A 16,216-nucleotide genomic window follows, 5' to 3' on the forward strand; every position below is an offset into this window, starting at 1 on the left:
ATTTGATAATCTAGAATATGAAAGGTTTAAAAAAATGCAATCCCAAGCTGTTAGATATCTAATCGTAGGTGTACTTAACACTATTTTTGGTTATACAATTTACTTTCTTTGTTTGAGATTCTTTCATTTAAATTATATAATTTCATTGTTATTTGCACATATTCTAGGAGTGATTCACAGTTATTATTGGAATAGTAACTGGATCTTTAAAAAAGGACGTTATAACTATAAAAATCTGTTAAAGTTTTCAGGTGTTTACGTTATTTCTTTCTTGATTAATCTATTTGTTCTTTCTATATTTGTTAGTTATTTAGAAATAGCTCCTTTGCTTTCACAGTTTTTTGCACTATTCATAACAACTTTAATTAGTTTCATTGGTCATAGGTATTGGAGTTTTAAAATTAGTAAAACACATATTAGGAGTGAAGAACATGTTGAAAATCAATGATTTAGTTCAAAAAAAATCAACTAATGAATTAGCTATTATAACAAATGTAAATACAGAAAATTATGAAGTTGTAAAACTAAGTATGAAAGAAATATCGGACCCAAATTATCAAATTGTTGTAGGTATAAATGATACCACTAACATGTTGCTTGATGTTAGAGATAAGGAGCTTTTTAGAAAAAGTGAAATTACATTTTTAAAAAGTATACCTCGAGATGTGGCTGAGAGGATAATGAGACTTGAGATACTTTCTAAGGTTGGAGTGTTTTACAAAACATTTCATGAAAAAAAAGAGACCTTTAGCCTGGAGGCATCCTCTATATCGTATGGAGGCCGCGTTTACGATGAAAGAGAAATGAAAAATCTAGTCGATTCTTCTTTAGATTTTTGGTTAACAGCAGGAAGGTTCAGTAAGCAATTTGAAAAAGAATTTGCAGATTTTATTGGTGTAAGATACGGATTACTAACAAATTCAGGATCATCAGCAAACTTACTAGCTTTCTCGGCTCTAACTTCTCCTAAATTAGGAGATCGTCGCATATTGCCTGGGGATGAAGTGATTACTGTAGCTGCTGGTTTCCCAACTACTGTAACTCCAATCGTACAGAACGGGGCAATCCCTGTTTTTGTTGATGTTGAACTAGGAACATATAACATTATGGTAGACCGAATTGAAGGCGCTATTACTTCAAAAACCAAGGCAATAATGATTGCTCATACTATGGGTAACCCATTCGAGTTAGATACGGTAATTGAGCTTGCTAAGAAATATAATCTGTGGGTGATTGAAGATAACTGTGATGCATTAGGATCCAAATTTAATGGACAACTAACAGGTACCTTTGGTGATATTGCTACATCCAGCTTTTATCCACCGCACCATATGACTATGGGAGAGGGTGGAGCAGTCTATACAAACAACGCTCAGCTTAAAATGATTATCGAATCATTTAGAGATTGGGGAAGAGATTGCTGGTGTCCATCCGGATGCGATGATACATGTAAGAAACGATTTGGATGGGAACTTGGAACACTTCCATATGGATATGATCACAAATATACTTACTCACACATTGGTTATAACCTTAGAGTAACTGACATGCAGGCTGCAGTTGGGGTAGAGCAACTAAAAAAAGTGCCTTCTTTTGTAGAAGCAAGAATAAGAAACTTTAATAGACTTTCCGAAGGCTTGAAAGAACTTAATGATTATTTTATTTTGCCTAGAGCAACTAGAAATTCTGAACCCAGTTGGTTTGGATTTATTCTAACTCTTCGTGAGAATGTAGGTTTTACTAAGAATGAAATAGTAAAGTATTTAGAAAGTAACAGAATTCAAACACGTATGCTGTTTGCTGGTAATTTAACAAGGCAACCAGCTTTTCAAGGAGTTAACTACAGGGTACATGGTGATTTGACAAATACTGATAAAATCTTAAATGATACGTTTCTAGTTGGTGTATACCCCGGATTAACCGATGAAATGATTGATTACATGGTATTTAAGATTATTGAATTTGTTAAAACTAAACAAAATTAGTAACCAGGGGGATATGTTAATGAAAGTAGTCATATTAGCAGGTGGATATGGAACAAGAATAAGCGAAGAATCACACTTAAAACCTAAACCAATGATCGAGATTGGACAAAGGCCGATTCTTTGGCATATTATGAAAATTTATTCTTCCTATGGATTCAATGATTTCGTAATTTGTCTTGGTTACAAGGGTTATTATATTAAGGAATATTTTGCTCATTATTTTCTTCATGAATCTGATGTTACTTTTGATTTTAGAAACGATAACGAGAACATAATCCATAATCATTCAGCTGAGCCATGGAGAGTCACACTTGTAAATACTGGGCTAGATACGATGACAGGCGGTCGGGTTAAGAGAATTCAGCCTTATATTGGACACGAACCCTTTATGCTCACTTATGGTGATGGTGTTTCAGATGTAAATATTAAAGAATTAGTTGATTTCCATAAATTAAGTGGACGAATGGCTACTGTTACATCTATTCAACCAGATGGCAGATTTGGCGCATTGGACATATCAGATTTAAATGAGGTTCGCGGCTTTCAAGAGAAGCCTAGAGGTGACGGATCTTGGATTAATGCTGGCTTCTTTGTGTGTCAACCTGAAGTATTTGATTACATTAATGATGATTCAACTATATTTGAAAAAGACCCGCTAGAAAATCTAGCGAAAGGCGGGGAACTATCAGCTTATAAACATCATGGTTTCTGGCAACCTATGGATACATTGCGTGATAAAAATCATTTGGAAGAACTTTGGGCCAAGAACAAAGCTCCTTGGAAAATTTGGGGAAAAGATTTGGTGAAAAATGTATGACTGAATTCTGGATTAATAAACGAGTATTCATAACGGGTCATACAGGATTTAAAGGGTCGTGGTTATGTTTATGGTTGACACAGATGGGAGCAAAAGTAGCAGGGTATGCTTTGCAACCTCCTACATCACCAAGTTTATTTGAACTATGTAATATAGAGGGGCTACTTGAAAAATCAACAATAGCAGACATTAGAGATTTAGAATCAATAAAAAAAGCAATATCCGATTTTAAACCAGAAATTGTTATACACATGGCTGCACAACCACTAGTTAGAGATTCATATAAAATCCCGGTTGAAACGTACTCTATTAATGTTATGGGTACAGTAAACGTATTTGAAGCAGTAAGAATAACTGAAAGCGTAAAAGCTGTTGTAAACGTGACAACGGATAAATGCTATGAAAATAAAGAATGGGAATGGGGTTACCGTGAAAATGAACCTTTAGGGGGATATGATCCATATTCCAATAGTAAGGCTTGTTCAGAACTAGTGACATCCGCCTATAGAAATTCTTTCTTTAATCGCGAGAAATATAACGAGCATGGTATTGCTGTAGCTTCTGCAAGAGCGGGAAATGTAATTGGTGGTGGTGATTGGGCGGTAGATCGCTTAATTCCTGATTGTATTAGATCTCTTTTACAAGAAGAGGAAATTATTATAAGAAATCCAAATTCAATAAGGCCATGGCAGCATGTTTTAGAACCATTGAGTGGTTATTTGCTCCTAGCTGAAAAGTTATATATAAGTGGTCCCCAATATGCAGAAGCTTGGAATTTTGGTCCATCAGATAATGATGCAAGGCCGGTAAGTTGGATAGTAGACAAAATATGTGATATCTGGGGAGAGAAAAGCCACTATCGAATTGATGGAGGTAAAAACCCTCATGAAGCTCATTATTTAAAACTAGATTGTTCTAAGGCAAAGTCTCACTTAAGTTGGGAGCCGCGCTGGGGACTTGAAAAAACTTTGAAGAGCATTGTTTCATGGACTCATAAGTATCGTGAAGGTGCTGATATGAGACTTGTGTGTATTGAACAAATTGATGATTATATTACTTCTTGTAATCTGCAGTAAATTTTAGTTAGAACATAATAAGGATAAGGTGAATCAAATGAAACTTTCAGATTATGTTATAGATTTTATTGCAGAAGAGGGAGTCTCGCACGTTTTTGAGTTTATTGGTGGAGCCATAGCACATCTTTTGGATTCTGTCTATTTACGTGATGATATCCATTGTGTTTCGGTGCGTCATGAGCAAGCAGGTGCTTTTGCTGCAGAAGCTTATGCAAGATTGAATGGTAAACTTGGGGTAGCCATGGCAACAAGCGGTCCAGGAGCTTTAAACTTGGTTACTGGTATTGGTAGTTGCTATTTTGATAGTGTACCTTGTTTATTCATTACGGGTCAGGTAAATACGTATGAATATAAGTTTGATAGACCTGTAAGGCAGATTGGATTTCAGGAAACTGATATTGTAAGTGTGGTTAAATCATTAACTAAATATGCAGAACTTGTAACTGACTCCTCAACGATAAGATATCATCTAGAGAAAGCTGTTTATTTGGCTCAAAATGGTCGACCAGGTCCTGTATTAATTGACATTCCAATGAATCTACAAAGGGAAAGTATCAACCCTGAGAATTTATTGAGCTTCTATGACAGCGAAGAATATAAAGAATTACAATCAGAATTTAATAAGAATGCCTCAGACAAAGAACTAAATGATATCTTACAACTGATTAAAAACTCAGAAAGACCTGTTATTTTAGCAGGAGGAGGAGTCAGAACTGCAAATGCAGCTGATGAATTACAACAACTTGTAAAGTTGACGGGAATTCCAGTGGTCACTTCATTAATGGGTCTCGATGTAATACCGCATACAAACGAAGAGTTTATTGGATTAATCGGTTCTTATGGGAACAGGTACAGTAATTTAGCTCTAGCAAATAGTGATTTAATTTTAATATTAGGTTCTAGACTTGACTCCAGACAAACTGGGACAAGACCAGATACCTTTGGGCGAGCAGCGAAAAAGATACATGTGGATGCCGATTTCAATGAATTGAATGCAAAAATTAAAGTAGATATTGCGATTCAAATTGATGTGAAGAGTTTTTTAAACTTATTAAATGAAAAGCTCAAGGAATATCAAAAGCCTGACTATGCAATGTGGAATGAAACGATTAAAAACTTGAAAGATAAATTCCCTACACGCTGTTATGACTCACCACAAGAGCATATAGATCCTAACCTATTTATGGAGTTACTATCATCAATGAGTTGTGAAGGTGATGTAATTTGCTTAGATGTAGGACAGCATCAAATGTGGGCTTCACAGTCTTTTAAAATAAAAGAAAAACAACGAATGCTGAACTCTGGTGGAATGGGTGCGATGGGCTTTGCTTTGCCTGCTTCAATTGGGGCCTCACTAGTAAATGAAAATAAAGTGATTGTTATAGCAGGTGATGGGGGCATACAGGTCAATATTCAAGAATTTGATACGATTGCTAAACACAATCTCCCTATAAAAATATTTGTTATGGATAATAATTGTCTAGGAATGGTTAGGCAGTTCCAGGATTTGTATTTTGATGGTCGAAAGCAATCTACAGTGTATTCATCACCAAATCTATTGAAAATTGCTCAAGCATATAATATTCCCGCTTTTCATATAGCAACAATGGATGAAGCAAAATTTAGGATTGAAGAAGCATTTAGCATTGAAGGTCCAGTATTTATATCTGTAGCGTTAGAACAAAATACTACCGTTAATCCTAAACTAGTAGTCAATAGACCTATCGAAGATATGTCTCCACATCTAGAAAGACATGAGTTGAGAGGATTAATGTTGATTGACTTAGTCGAAGAAATGGAAGTACCTAAATAGGTTTTTAATTTTTGGAGGCAGTATATGAATACTTCCATAAAGGAAACAAAAACGATAGCTATTTTAGGCGCAACAGGACATATAGCGAAAAATTTGATTTATTACTTGTCAAAAGAAGAAAAGTATAACTTGGTTCTGTTTGCCCGATCGGTTTCTAAAATAGAACACTTTATAAATGATAATTTGCTGATTAAAAGTAAGTTTACATTATATAATATGGAGCATTTCACTCTACATTCATATGATGTGATTATCAATTGTATTGGTATAGTTGATTCCACTAAATCTAAACAAGAACAGCAACAAGTATTTACTGTGACTGAGGAGTACGATAATTTAATATTGAATTATTTACACTCCCATCCCAAAGCATTATATATTAACCTAAGTAGTGGTGCTGCATACTCTACAGCATTTGATCAAGCAGCTGGCCAGAAAACTAAAAGCGAAATAGAAATTAACAATTTCCTTCCAACACATAGTTATGGGATTACAAAGCTATACACAGAGGCTAAACATAGAGCATTTGATAATTTTAATATCGTTGATTTGAGGGTATTTAGTTTTTTTAGCCGATTTATTGATATAAGTTCAAAATTCTTACTTACAGACATTATTCGATGTCTACGAGAGGATAAGGTTCTTAGGACAAATGATATCAATATAGTGAGAGATTACATTCACCCTAAAGACTTTATTGAATTAGTTAAACTATGTATTGCTAAACAAGAGATTAATGATGTTTTTGATGTATATAGTTTAAGTCCGATTCCTAAATTTGATATACTTAATTATTTTATTGAAGAATATGGCCTTAAAATTGAAATTGATAAATCGTATTCATTGACTTCACCATCTGGAGTGAAAAGTAATTATTATTCAATCAATTCAAAGAGTAATACTGTGTTATCCTATTACCCTATATACACTTCACTTGAATGTATAAAAGGAGAAATTAGATATATGTACAATGGATCTAAAAAATAACATAATAAGGTGAAGAAATGAAATTACTAAGTATAGTAACCCCATGTTATAACGAAGAAGCTAATGTTGAAGAGTTGTACAGACAGGTTAAGGAGACTTGTAATAGCCTTATTGGATACACGTATGAGCATATTTTTATTGATAATGCATCAAAAGACGAGACCGTATCTATATTAAAGGCGTTAGCATCACAAGATCCGAATGTAAAAGTGATTGTTAATTCAAGAAACTTTGGACACATCAGATCTCCATACCATGCTTTACTTCAAGCTAGAGGAGATGCTGTGATCCTAATGGTCGCAGATCTTCAGGATCCACCCTTAATGATAAGGGATTTTGTTCAAAAGTGGGAGGAAGGATTCAAAGTTGTATTGGGTGTTAAAAGTGAAAGTGAAGAATCTCGATTAATGTTTGCTATTAGAAAGATGTATTATAATTTCATTAATAAGGTGTCTGAAATTGAGTTGACTAAAAACAACACGGGATTTGGCTTATATGATCAACAAGTTATAAAAGTTCTAAGAGAAATCGATGATCCTTATCCGTACTTTAGAGGTTTAATTTCTGATATTGGTTTTGAGAGTTTTAAATTTAATTATATTCAACCTTCTCGAAAGAGAGGGATTACTAAAAATAATTTCTATACCTTATATGACATAGCAATGCTAGGAATAACTAATCATTCAAAAATACCCTTAAGATTAGCTGCAATGTTAGGTTTTGGTATGTCAGCTATTAGTTTTATTGTCGCTATACTATATTTATTAGCGAAGTTAATATTTTGGAATTACTTTGAAGTAGGAATTGCTCCACTTGTAATTGGATTATTCTTCTTTTCATCTATACAATTATTTTTTATTGGAATAATAGGTGAATATATTGGATCAATTCATACGCAAGTATTGAAACGACCGTTGGTAGTTGAAAAGGAAAGAATTAATTTTAGTGAAAACAATGAGCATTCGGAAAAGAAGGAAAATGTAATGTGTTTATAATTAATTGTGTGAACAGAAAAAAGCCTTGAGTGCAACTTATAGTTTTACCAATGCACATGTTATAGTAAAGTCTTAATAGGATATATTCAATAAAAGGAAGTCTAACAACACATAAAGAGAAACAAGAGAAGGATGGGTGTTATTAATGAAAGGCATTATCTTAGCTGGTGGAACAGGTTCACGTCTCTATCCTTTAACTAAAGTTACTAACAAACACCTGCTCCCTGTCGGTAAGTACCCGATGATCTTTCACTCAGTTGCTAAGCTTAAGCAAGCTGACATTACTGACATCCTCATAGTTACTGGCAAAGACCACATGGGCGATGTTGTAAATCTACTTGGCAGCGGTCGCGAAATGGATGTAACCTTTACTTATAAAGTTCAGGATGAGGCTGGTGGTATTGCTCAAGCTTTAGATCTAGCTGAACATTTCGTTGGGGATGACCAAATGGTCGTGATTCTCGGAGATAATGTATTTGAAGAGAGCATCGTTCCATTTGTTAATAATTTTAGGGCTCAACGTAATGGTGCTAAAATTCTTATTCAAGAGGTTCAAGATCCTCAAAGATATGGTGTGCCAGAATTGCAGGGAGAAAATATCATCTCGATTGAGGAAAAGCCAAAACGTCCGAAAAGTAATTTTGCAGTAACAGGAATCTATATGTATGATAGTTCTGTGTTTGGTATTGTTAAGACACTTAAACCATCCGGCCGCGGGGAACTAGAAATTACTGATGTTAATAATGCATACATTGAAAGAAAAGAACTGACTTATGACATCCTTCAAGGCTGGTGGACGGATGCCGGAACACATGCCTCTCTAGCTAAAGCAAATGAATTGGCTAAAGATATGCTTTTTGGCGAGGAATTTGGGAAACTTAAATTATAAGAGGTGCCAATACTATGAATATTATTTCTACAAAGTTAGAAGGATTATTTATTATTGAGCCCGATGTCCATGGGGATAATCGGGGTTTTTTTATGGAGAGTTACAGTCGTGCAAAGTTTATCGAACTTGGAATTAAACATGAATTTATACAAGATAATCACTCTTTATCAGTGGAAACAGGCGTACTACGTGGACTACACTATCAGTTGAATCCCAAAGCTCAGACAAAGCTAGTCCGTGTAGCATCGGGAGCTATTTATGATGTGGCAGTTGACATTCGCAAAGACTCATCAACGTTTGGTCAGTGGGTAGGTGTTATTCTAAGCGAGGACAATAAGCGCCAACTGCTTGTTCCACAAGGATTTGCTCATGGCTTTTGTACGATTGTCCCGAATACACAAGTACTTTATAAAGTGGACGAGTATTATTCCCCTGAACATGATAGGGGCATACTTTGGAGCGATCCAGCGATAGGTATTGATTGGCCTACGTCTAAACCAATCCTTTCTGATAAAGATCAACAGCATCCGCTGCTTAAAGACGCGGAAATAAATTTTTAAGACAGGAGTCTTACGCACATGAAAATACTCGTAACCGGCGGAGCCGGGTTCATCGGCAGCAACTTCGTTCATTATATGCTAGAACGTTATCCGAGCTATCAAATTATTAACTTGGATGCATTAACCTACGCAGGGAATCTTGAGAATCTAAGATCCATTCAAGAAAACAGCAATTATACTTTCGTAAAAGGCGACATCACGAACTCAGAGCTCGTTAACAGCCTGTTCGAGCAGGGCGTAGATACCGTTGTTCATTTCGCCGCGGAGTCGCATGTGGATCGTAGTATTCTAGAACCAGATGTCTTCGTGAAAACAAACGTTCTTGGTACTCAAGTGTTGCTTGAGGCAGCGCGGAAGTATGACGTAAAGAAATTCGTTCATGTCTCCACAGATGAAGTGTACGGAACACTTGGAGAAACAGGTCTTTTCACGGAGGACACACCATTGTCTCCCAATAGTCCTTACTCCGCTAGTAAAGCTGGCTCGGATCTTCTAGTTAGGTCGTATCATGAGACATTTGGCCTTCCGGTCAATATCACCCGATGCTCCAATAATTACGGACCTTATCAATTCCCGGAAAAGTTAATCCCATTAATGATTGCCAATGCTTTGAATGACAAGCCCCTCCCTGTATATGGAGATGGACTTAACATCCGCGACTGGTTGTATGTAGAGGATCACTGCAGTGCGATTGATTTAGTTTTACATAAAGGAATTAACGGTGAAGTTTATAATATTGGCGGAAATAATGAGAGAACGAATATTCAAATCGTGCAAACGATTCTTCGTGAACTGGGGAAACCAGAGTCATTAATTCAGTACGTTAAAGATCGTCTTGGACATGATCGTCGATATGGTATTGATGCCACAAAGATTACAAATGAGCTAGGTTGGGAACCGAAGCATAATTTTGATACGGGTATTCATGAAACGATTCGTTGGTATCTAGATAATCAGGACTGGTGGAAACGAATTCAGACAGGTGAATATCAACAATATTTCGCTCAGCAATACGGCGAACGCCTAGGAGTTTAGAGATGAAGATTTTAGTGTCAGGGGCTAATGGCCAATTAGGGCAAGATGTCGTAAAAATTTTAGGCACTAATCATGAGGTTCATGGTTTAGGAAGAGAGCAGCTTGATATTACAAATGAACATCAATGTCTTGAAATTCTGGAATCCCTCAAGCCGGATGTTGTCATTCATAGCGCTGCATACACAGCAGTTGATCTAGCTGAAACGGAAGAAGACTTGGCATATAAAATCAATGCATTTGGGACAAGGAATCTCGCTATTGCTGCTGAAAAATTTGGGGCTAAGTTCTGTTATATTAGCACTGACTATGTTTTTGATGGGACAGACACAAAGCCATATCGAGAATATGATAATACGAACCCCCAAAGTATTTATGGAAAGTCAAAGCGAGCGGGGGAACACCTCGTTCAAACGCTTTCTAGTAAATATTTTATTGTAAGGACGTCATGGGTTTATGGTTTGTATGGGGCGAATTTTGTGAAAACCATGCTTAAACTTGCCCAAGATCGCGACAGTTTGAAGGTTGTAAATGATCAGTTCGGATCACCAACTTATACGGTTGACCTTGCGAATTTCCTAGAGCAGCTTATTCAGACAGAGCGTTATGGTATTTATCATGCTTCGAATTCAGGCGTATGTTCGTGGTTTGATTTTGCAAATGCTATCTTTGAAGAGAGTGGAAAGAAGATGTTTGTGGAGCCATGCTCTACAGAAGAGTTTCTGCGACCAGCACCAAGACCGCGATACTCGGCAATGGAGCATATGGCCATTCGTGCGAATGGATTTGAAGACTTGAGACCTTGGCGTGAGGGGCTACAGGCTTTTTTAGAGGAATTAGGAGTGAGTAATGCAATCCGCTAGCATCCATATAGTGACCTACAATAGTTCTGAACACATCGATGACTGCTTAGAGGCAGTCATCATGCAATCCTACCCCATAAATCAAATCGTTATTATTGATAATGCTTCAAAAGACAATACGCTTGAGAAGCTGCAAAAGTGGACCTCTAAGATTCAACTTGTAAAAAACACAAAAAACAACGGCTTCGCCGGCGGACACAACCAAGCAATAAGAATGACTGATTCAGACTTTTGCCTGATTCTAAATCCAGACGTGGTGCTTGATAAAGACTATGTGTTTAAGACAATAGAAGCAATAGAGAACACACCACGTGCAGGCAGCGCAACAGGGAAACTGCTTTTCAAAGCCGATCCAAAGCGCATTGATAGCACAGGGCTTGTCATCAACAAGGCTCGTAGAGCATTTGACCGAGGCGCACATCAACCAAGCGGTCAATATCACCAAGCTGAAGAGGTGTTTGGTGTCTCAGGTGCCGCGGCCATGTACGCTAGAGAGATGATTAACGACATAAGTTTAGATGGCGAATTTTTTGATGAAGACTTTTTTGCCTATAAAGAAGATGTAGACGTCGCCTGGAGAGCACAGCTTCTAGGGTGGAAGGCTCTTTACGAGCCATCTGCTGTCGCGTATCACGAGCGAGGCTGGAAAGAGGGCGAAAGGAGCAGTAAACCGCTTTTTGTCAGAAGACTGTCCTACATTAATCGTTATAAAATGATGGTAAAAAACGATACCGCCACAATGAGGCTAAAGCATATTGTTCCACTATTCATTTACGAATGTCTTAGTTTTGCCTATGCTCTTGTAAGAGAACCCAAGCTGCTAGGAGCTTGGGCTGACTTCTTTCGTAAATATTCGGATCTCCGCAAGAAGAGACATGCCATCCGTAGTAAGCAAAGAGTATCGCCAAGCCAACTTAATAAATGGTTTGAATGATAAGATTAGCACAAGCTAGTCTTATTTTTTTAGGCTAATTTTAATATTCGCATGTTATAATAGCAGTAATGAAATTAAGACAAGTGAGGTTTCCCCTTGGATTTATCAATTATCATCGTTAATTACAAAACACATGACCTAACGCTAGCCTGTATAAAGTCAGTATTATCGTCAGCTACAGCATACACTTACGAGATTATCTTAGTTGACAATGCTTCAAATGACGGCATCATTCAGTCCATTAACGAGCAGTTCCCCCAAGTCATCTGTATCGCAAATAAAGACAATGTTGGCTTCTCAAAAGCTAATAACCAAGGTATTCGTATAGCAAAAGGGAGATATGTGCTGCTACTGAACTCCGATACCATCGTCCAACAGGACACATTAGAGACGATGCTGCGTTTCATGGACGAGAATCCGATCGTAGGCGCCAGTGGCTGCAAAATCGTACTGCCAGACGGTTCGCTCGACAAAGCATGTAAGCGGGGCTTCCCGACGCCGTCAGCGTCCTTTTATTATGCCTTCGGGTTTTCAAAGCTTTTCCCGAAAATCCCACGCTTCAATCAATATCAATTAGGATACTTGAATCCTGATGAGGAATACGGTATCGATTCCCTAGTAGGTGCCTTCATGTTAATCCGCCGAGAGGCTATTGAACAAGTAGGGATGCTCGATGAGGAATTTTTTATGTATGGTGAGGATATAGATTGGTGTTATAGAATTAAAGAGGCAGGTTGGGTAAATTATTATTACCCTCGGACTCAAATCATTCATTACAAAGGTGCGAGCAGTCGAAGGAAACCTTATAAAATCATTTATGAGTTTCATCGTGCGATGATTTTGTTCCATAATAAACACTATCGTCAGAAATACTCCTGGATGACAAATATGGCAGTTTACATAGGCGTAGGCTTGAAGTTAGGGCTATCCTTAGCAAGAAATAAACTAAAACCAACGAGGTGATTTACATTGATTCGACAGAGTCAAGGTTTTTTGACCCAACTATACGCACTGGCCGACTTCATATGTATTCAGCTCGTGTTCTTACTTTCCTGGTGGCTGAAATTTAAAAGTGGTTGGATTCCTTTCGATTCACCCCTGCCAATTAAGCATTATTTGATGTGGAGTGTCAGCTACGCGCTAATCGCGATTTTCATCAGTTATATGACTAATTTTTATACGCCGAAGAGAAAGAAGCAGTTCTCCTATGAGGTATTTAAAATTATTCAAGTCCATGTATTCAGCTTGCTGCTGCTCTTAAGTCTTCTGTTTATTTTAAAAGAGGTAGACGTTTCGCGTTCTTATCTGTTGCTTTTCCTAGTGAACAATATCCTAGCCATCAGCTTTTATCGTTATATGATCAAAATTTCGCTGAAGCGAGTTCGACAGAAGGGCTATAATAAGCAATTTATCCTTATTCTTGGAGCTGGAACGCTCGGCAGACAGTTTTACACGAAGCTCAGACAGCATCCGGAGTTAGGTTATGAGGTTGTTGGATTCCTTGATGACTATCAAGAAAAGCACGAAATTCCTTACCAGAATTATAAACCGATTATTGGCAAAATCGATGACCTCGAATCGATTTTGAATGATAGTATTGTCGATGAGGTCATTATTGCACTCCCGTTGGATGCCCATCGTAAATTCGGTCATATTATCAATGTTTGCGAGAAGGTCGGTGTTAAAACTCTAATCATTCCGGACTTTTATGACTTCTTACCGTCGCGTCCTTATTTCGATAATTTTGCGGAGATGCCGCTCATTAATGTGCGGGATATTCCTCTGGATGAGTTCCGAAATCGGTTGTTCAAGCGGGCTTTTGATATCATATTCTCTCTTACAGCAATCATTATTACAGCGCCAGTGATGTTGGCATCTGTCATTGCGATTAAGCTAACCTCTTCTGGCCCTATAATCTTCAAACAGGAACGGGTTGGACTGAACCGCAGGAATTTTATGATGTATAAGTTTCGCAGCATGAATGTATTGCCGGAAAGTGCTTCTAATACGGAATGGACGGTTGAAAATGACCCGCGGCGCACCAAGGTCGGAACTTTTTTGCGCAAAACGAGTTTGGATGAGCTGCCTCAGTTTTTTAATGTGCTATTTGGGCACATGAGTGTCGTCGGTCCAAGGCCGGAACGTCCTTATTTCGTGGAACAGTTCAAGGAAGAAGTTCCGAAGTATATGGTGAAGCATCATATTCGTCCGGGTATTACGGGGTGGGCGCAAAGCAACGGCTTGCGTGGAGACACTTCGATTGAAGAACGTATCAAACACGATATTTTTTACATTGAAAATTGGACTTTTCTCTTCGATATTAAAATTATTTGGCGAACGATTATTAATGGCTTTATCAATAAAAATGCGTATTAATTAAATTTTTTCACCTCAACCGCATGATTCGTCAACATCTTCCCCATACTAGGCATATACTTAGTGTGCGGGGAGGTTTTTTTATGATCGATCATGATGACGCTTACCAAGATGAACGCTTTTCAATCGGCAAAGGTTTGATTGTTGGTGTGGTGTTCGGTTCCCTGATCTGGGCAGGTATTATTACCGGTATTGTGTATATGTGGTGAAAATAAATAAAAGACTGCTTGGGGCGTTTTATATAGCCTCAAGCAGTCTTTTTCGTTAGGAGATAGGCTTTGAAGAGCGGGATGGACTTAACTTTGTTACGTCTCTAAGTCCCGCAACAAGCGGTTTTTCAGCCAGCCTGTATGCTATATAGCACAGTGGCACGACACACACTACAATGAGTATATTTGTTACTAGGTAACCCATGTAGTTAACCACATGAGTGGCCACACTTAGTTTCATTAATATTGAAATGAATATCAGGTGCGTAAGTAAAATGGCGTAAGAAGCATTTCCTAGCTTACTGAGGGTCTGCACCCACCAAGGCAGTAGAAGTCGCTCAGGTACGGAAGAAGCGCCTAGCAGTACAAATATAGCCGGAATAACGTATAGCAGGTAACTGTGATAAGGAGCAAATTGAAATTTGTTATTGATCCATATAAGTAAAAACCCAAACGCTCCGATAGAAATCAACCATTTGTAATGTTTACTTTTATGTTGCTCCACCCATTTGGCCAATAAACAGCCTGCGATAAACTCTAAATTCACATCACTGAAGAGAAAATTTAAATAGAAATGACGGTCGATATCGGCACTTATCAGCGGCACTCGCAAGAAATGGCATAAGGTTAAGGCAATCCAAATAGAAGCGAATATAAATGCTGGCTTTTTCCCAAGAGCAAGGAGAAGGCTGAAAGCCAAATAAAATAGCACAAAGTAACTTAACGACCAAGCAACCGGCAATACGGGGCCATGAGCCTGAGGGAGCAGCAGAAATGATTTAATAATCGTAGCCTTATGGGTTTCAAAGCCGTATCCAAAGCTCGGAACAAAAAAATAGACAGGCAGTACAACGAGTGTAATTAGCCAGTAGAAGGGATAGATACGTATGAGACGATTGGTTAAATAGGGGAGAACGGTCATTTGGGTGCCGATTTTGTGGCCATATGTATGATAGAGCAGGAAGCCGGTCAATAAGAAAAAGAAGTCTACCCCACCTGATCTCCCGATCGAGCTGATCCCTAGAAAGTCGTATTGATAATACTTAAAGGACATGGCAGAGATATGGAAAAGCAGTACAAAGAATGCTGCTGCTCCTCTTGAGGCTTGGAGTGTGATTTTTTGGTTGTTGTTCAATGATAATTCCTCCGGTTCATGAATGGATCCTTAAAAGATCATCATGCCAGATGATTGTGAAAAAAGTATGTATACAATCTGAAGATGAGCTTAAACAAATGGTTTCATTAGGCGAATTCATTTTTTTGAGGGATTCTTTTTGCTCCTTACCTAGGTTATAATTAAAGGACTTAAGTTTATTGGTTGGAGGAATGGCAAATGGCTGAAATGACGGATCGTGAGTTTTTAGGTGCCATGCTCGGTAGAATTAATGAAATTGGCGCGGATGTTAAGGCCATTAAAGACAGAGTTGACAGTATGGACAGACGTATGGGTAATCTTGAAGACCGCATGGGTAGTATGGAAGACAGAATGGATAATTTGGATAACAGAATGTCAAAAGTAGATGACACTCTACAAGAAATCAAACAGGTTCAAGTGCAGCAAGGTGAACAAATTGCAGGAATTGCTGTAACGATGATGGAACACGCAGCGAGTATTCGTACACTTAAATTAGTGAAATAAATGAGTAAGATTAGACGAATCTGGAGCTAGTCTTATTTTTT

17 protein-coding genes are annotated in these 16,216 nt (G+C 37.7%); 16 read left to right on the forward strand and 1 reads right to left on the reverse strand.

The annotated features are described in order from the left end of the window. The first annotated feature begins 34 nt into the window (after window positions 1–34). The 15 genes from AC58VC_RS22875 to AC58VC_RS22945 all read left to right on the forward strand — a co-directional run bounded on the left by AC58VC_RS22875 (window position 35) and on the right by AC58VC_RS22945 (window position 14,536). Entirely contained in the window at window positions 35–448 is a 414-nt protein-coding gene (locus AC58VC_RS22875) for a GtrA family protein (RefSeq protein WP_497371668.1), read from the forward strand. Continuing rightward, window positions 432–1,985, forward strand: coding sequence for a lipopolysaccharide biosynthesis protein RfbH (gene rfbH, locus AC58VC_RS22880; protein WP_497371670.1), 1,554 nt, complete (start codon window positions 432–434; stop codon window positions 1,983–1,985). Before AC58VC_RS22875 ends, rfbH begins: the two co-directional genes overlap by 17 nt. A 19-nt stretch (window positions 1,986–2,004) precedes the next feature. Next, complete coding sequence (gene rfbF / locus AC58VC_RS22885; RefSeq protein ID WP_497371672.1) at window positions 2,005–2,802, forward strand: glucose-1-phosphate cytidylyltransferase; 798 nt, start codon at window positions 2,005–2,007, stop codon at window positions 2,800–2,802. Further along, window positions 2,799–3,878 (forward strand): CDP-glucose 4,6-dehydratase, encoded by a 1,080-nt coding sequence (gene rfbG, locus AC58VC_RS22890; protein WP_497371674.1) that lies wholly within the window; start codon window positions 2,799–2,801, stop codon window positions 3,876–3,878. The genes rfbF and rfbG overlap by 4 nt, the downstream gene beginning before the upstream one ends. 37 nt (window positions 3,879–3,915) lie before the next feature. Continuing rightward, complete coding sequence (locus AC58VC_RS22895; protein WP_497371676.1) at window positions 3,916–5,691, forward strand: thiamine pyrophosphate-binding protein; 1,776 nt, start codon at window positions 3,916–3,918, stop codon at window positions 5,689–5,691. A 24-nt stretch (window positions 5,692–5,715) separates the two neighbouring features. Then, the gene (locus AC58VC_RS22900) at window positions 5,716–6,678 is read left to right on the forward strand and encodes an NAD-dependent epimerase/dehydratase family protein (protein ID WP_497371678.1); all 963 of its coding nucleotides are present in this window, start codon (window positions 5,716–5,718) and stop codon (window positions 6,676–6,678) included. A gap of 17 nt (window positions 6,679–6,695) precedes the next feature. After that, on the forward strand, window positions 6,696–7,673 hold the full coding sequence (locus AC58VC_RS22905) for a glycosyltransferase family 2 protein (RefSeq protein WP_497371680.1): 978 nt from the start codon (window positions 6,696–6,698) through the stop codon (window positions 7,671–7,673). A 145-nt stretch (window positions 7,674–7,818) separates the two neighbouring features. Beyond that, a complete protein-coding gene (locus tag AC58VC_RS22910) occupies window positions 7,819–8,562 on the forward strand; it encodes a sugar phosphate nucleotidyltransferase (protein WP_497371682.1) in 744 nt (247 codons plus the stop codon). Window positions 8,563–8,576: 14 nt separating this feature from the next. Further along, the gene (gene rfbC / locus AC58VC_RS22915) at window positions 8,577–9,122 is read left to right on the forward strand and encodes a dTDP-4-dehydrorhamnose 3,5-epimerase (RefSeq protein ID WP_497371684.1); all 546 of its coding nucleotides are present in this window, start codon (window positions 8,577–8,579) and stop codon (window positions 9,120–9,122) included. A gap of 18 nt (window positions 9,123–9,140) precedes the next feature. After that, complete coding sequence (gene rfbB, locus AC58VC_RS22920) at window positions 9,141–10,157, forward strand: dTDP-glucose 4,6-dehydratase (RefSeq protein ID WP_497371686.1); 1,017 nt, start codon at window positions 9,141–9,143, stop codon at window positions 10,155–10,157. Between the two features lie 2 nt (window positions 10,158–10,159). Next, window positions 10,160–11,017, forward strand: a complete 858-nt coding sequence (gene rfbD / locus AC58VC_RS22925) for a dTDP-4-dehydrorhamnose reductase (protein WP_497371688.1) — start codon at window positions 10,160–10,162, stop codon at window positions 11,015–11,017. Next, entirely contained in the window at window positions 11,004–11,951 is a 948-nt protein-coding gene (locus AC58VC_RS22930) for a glycosyltransferase family 2 protein (protein ID WP_497371690.1), read from the forward strand. The genes rfbD and AC58VC_RS22930 overlap by 14 nt, the downstream gene beginning before the upstream one ends. A gap of 96 nt (window positions 11,952–12,047) precedes the next feature. Further along, window positions 12,048–12,914, forward strand: coding sequence for a glycosyltransferase family 2 protein (locus tag AC58VC_RS22935; RefSeq protein ID WP_497371692.1), 867 nt, complete (start codon window positions 12,048–12,050; stop codon window positions 12,912–12,914). A gap of 6 nt (window positions 12,915–12,920) precedes the next feature. Further along, entirely contained in the window at window positions 12,921–14,327 is a 1,407-nt protein-coding gene (locus tag AC58VC_RS22940; RefSeq protein ID WP_497371694.1) for an undecaprenyl-phosphate glucose phosphotransferase, read from the forward strand. A gap of 83 nt (window positions 14,328–14,410) precedes the next feature. Further along, complete coding sequence (locus tag AC58VC_RS22945; protein ID WP_268894366.1) at window positions 14,411–14,536, forward strand: hypothetical protein; 126 nt, start codon at window positions 14,411–14,413, stop codon at window positions 14,534–14,536. A gap of 55 nt (window positions 14,537–14,591) precedes the next feature. Here AC58VC_RS22945 and AC58VC_RS22950 read toward each other — a convergent pair whose 3' ends face one another. Further along, window positions 14,592–15,671, reverse strand: a complete 1,080-nt coding sequence (locus AC58VC_RS22950; RefSeq protein WP_497371696.1) for an acyltransferase family protein — start codon at window positions 15,669–15,671, stop codon at window positions 14,592–14,594. Between the two features lie 198 nt (window positions 15,672–15,869). On the opposite strand from AC58VC_RS22950, the gene AC58VC_RS22955 reads away from it, so the two are divergent. Continuing rightward, complete coding sequence (locus tag AC58VC_RS22955) at window positions 15,870–16,175, forward strand: hypothetical protein (protein ID WP_497371698.1); 306 nt, start codon at window positions 15,870–15,872, stop codon at window positions 16,173–16,175. Window positions 16,176–16,216: the final 41 nt, after the last annotated feature.

This window comes from Paenibacillus sp. J22R67 (genome assembly GCF_059692175.1).

What these genes read in the sequence shown, in the direction of transcription:
- AC58VC_RS22900 (WP_497371678.1), top strand. Translation starts at nt 5,716, where the DNA reads ATGAATACTTCCATAAAGGAAACAAAAACGATAGCTATTTTAGGCGCA.
- AC58VC_RS22930 (WP_497371690.1), top strand. Translation starts at nt 11,004, where the DNA reads ATGCAATCCGCTAGCATCCATATAGTGACCTACAATAGTTCTGAACAC.
- rfbB (WP_497371686.1), top strand. Translation starts at nt 9,141, where the DNA reads ATGAAAATACTCGTAACCGGCGGAGCCGGGTTCATCGGCAGCAACTTC.
- AC58VC_RS22910 (WP_497371682.1), top strand. Translation starts at nt 7,819, where the DNA reads ATGAAAGGCATTATCTTAGCTGGTGGAACAGGTTCACGTCTCTATCCT.
- AC58VC_RS22875 (WP_497371668.1), top strand. Translation starts at nt 35, where the DNA reads ATGCAATCCCAAGCTGTTAGATATCTAATCGTAGGTGTACTTAACACT.
- AC58VC_RS22945 (WP_268894366.1), top strand. Translation starts at nt 14,411, where the DNA reads ATGATCGATCATGATGACGCTTACCAAGATGAACGCTTTTCAATCGGC.
- AC58VC_RS22955 (WP_497371698.1), top strand. Translation starts at nt 15,870, where the DNA reads ATGGCTGAAATGACGGATCGTGAGTTTTTAGGTGCCATGCTCGGTAGA.
- AC58VC_RS22905 (WP_497371680.1), top strand. Translation starts at nt 6,696, where the DNA reads ATGAAATTACTAAGTATAGTAACCCCATGTTATAACGAAGAAGCTAAT.
- rfbG (WP_497371674.1), top strand. Translation starts at nt 2,799, where the DNA reads ATGACTGAATTCTGGATTAATAAACGAGTATTCATAACGGGTCATACA.
- AC58VC_RS22895 (WP_497371676.1), top strand. Translation starts at nt 3,916, where the DNA reads ATGAAACTTTCAGATTATGTTATAGATTTTATTGCAGAAGAGGGAGTC.
- rfbC (WP_497371684.1), top strand. Translation starts at nt 8,577, where the DNA reads ATGAATATTATTTCTACAAAGTTAGAAGGATTATTTATTATTGAGCCC.
- rfbD (WP_497371688.1), top strand. Translation starts at nt 10,160, where the DNA reads ATGAAGATTTTAGTGTCAGGGGCTAATGGCCAATTAGGGCAAGATGTC.
- rfbF (WP_497371672.1), top strand. Translation starts at nt 2,005, where the DNA reads ATGAAAGTAGTCATATTAGCAGGTGGATATGGAACAAGAATAAGCGAA.
- rfbH (WP_497371670.1), top strand. Translation starts at nt 432, where the DNA reads ATGTTGAAAATCAATGATTTAGTTCAAAAAAAATCAACTAATGAATTA.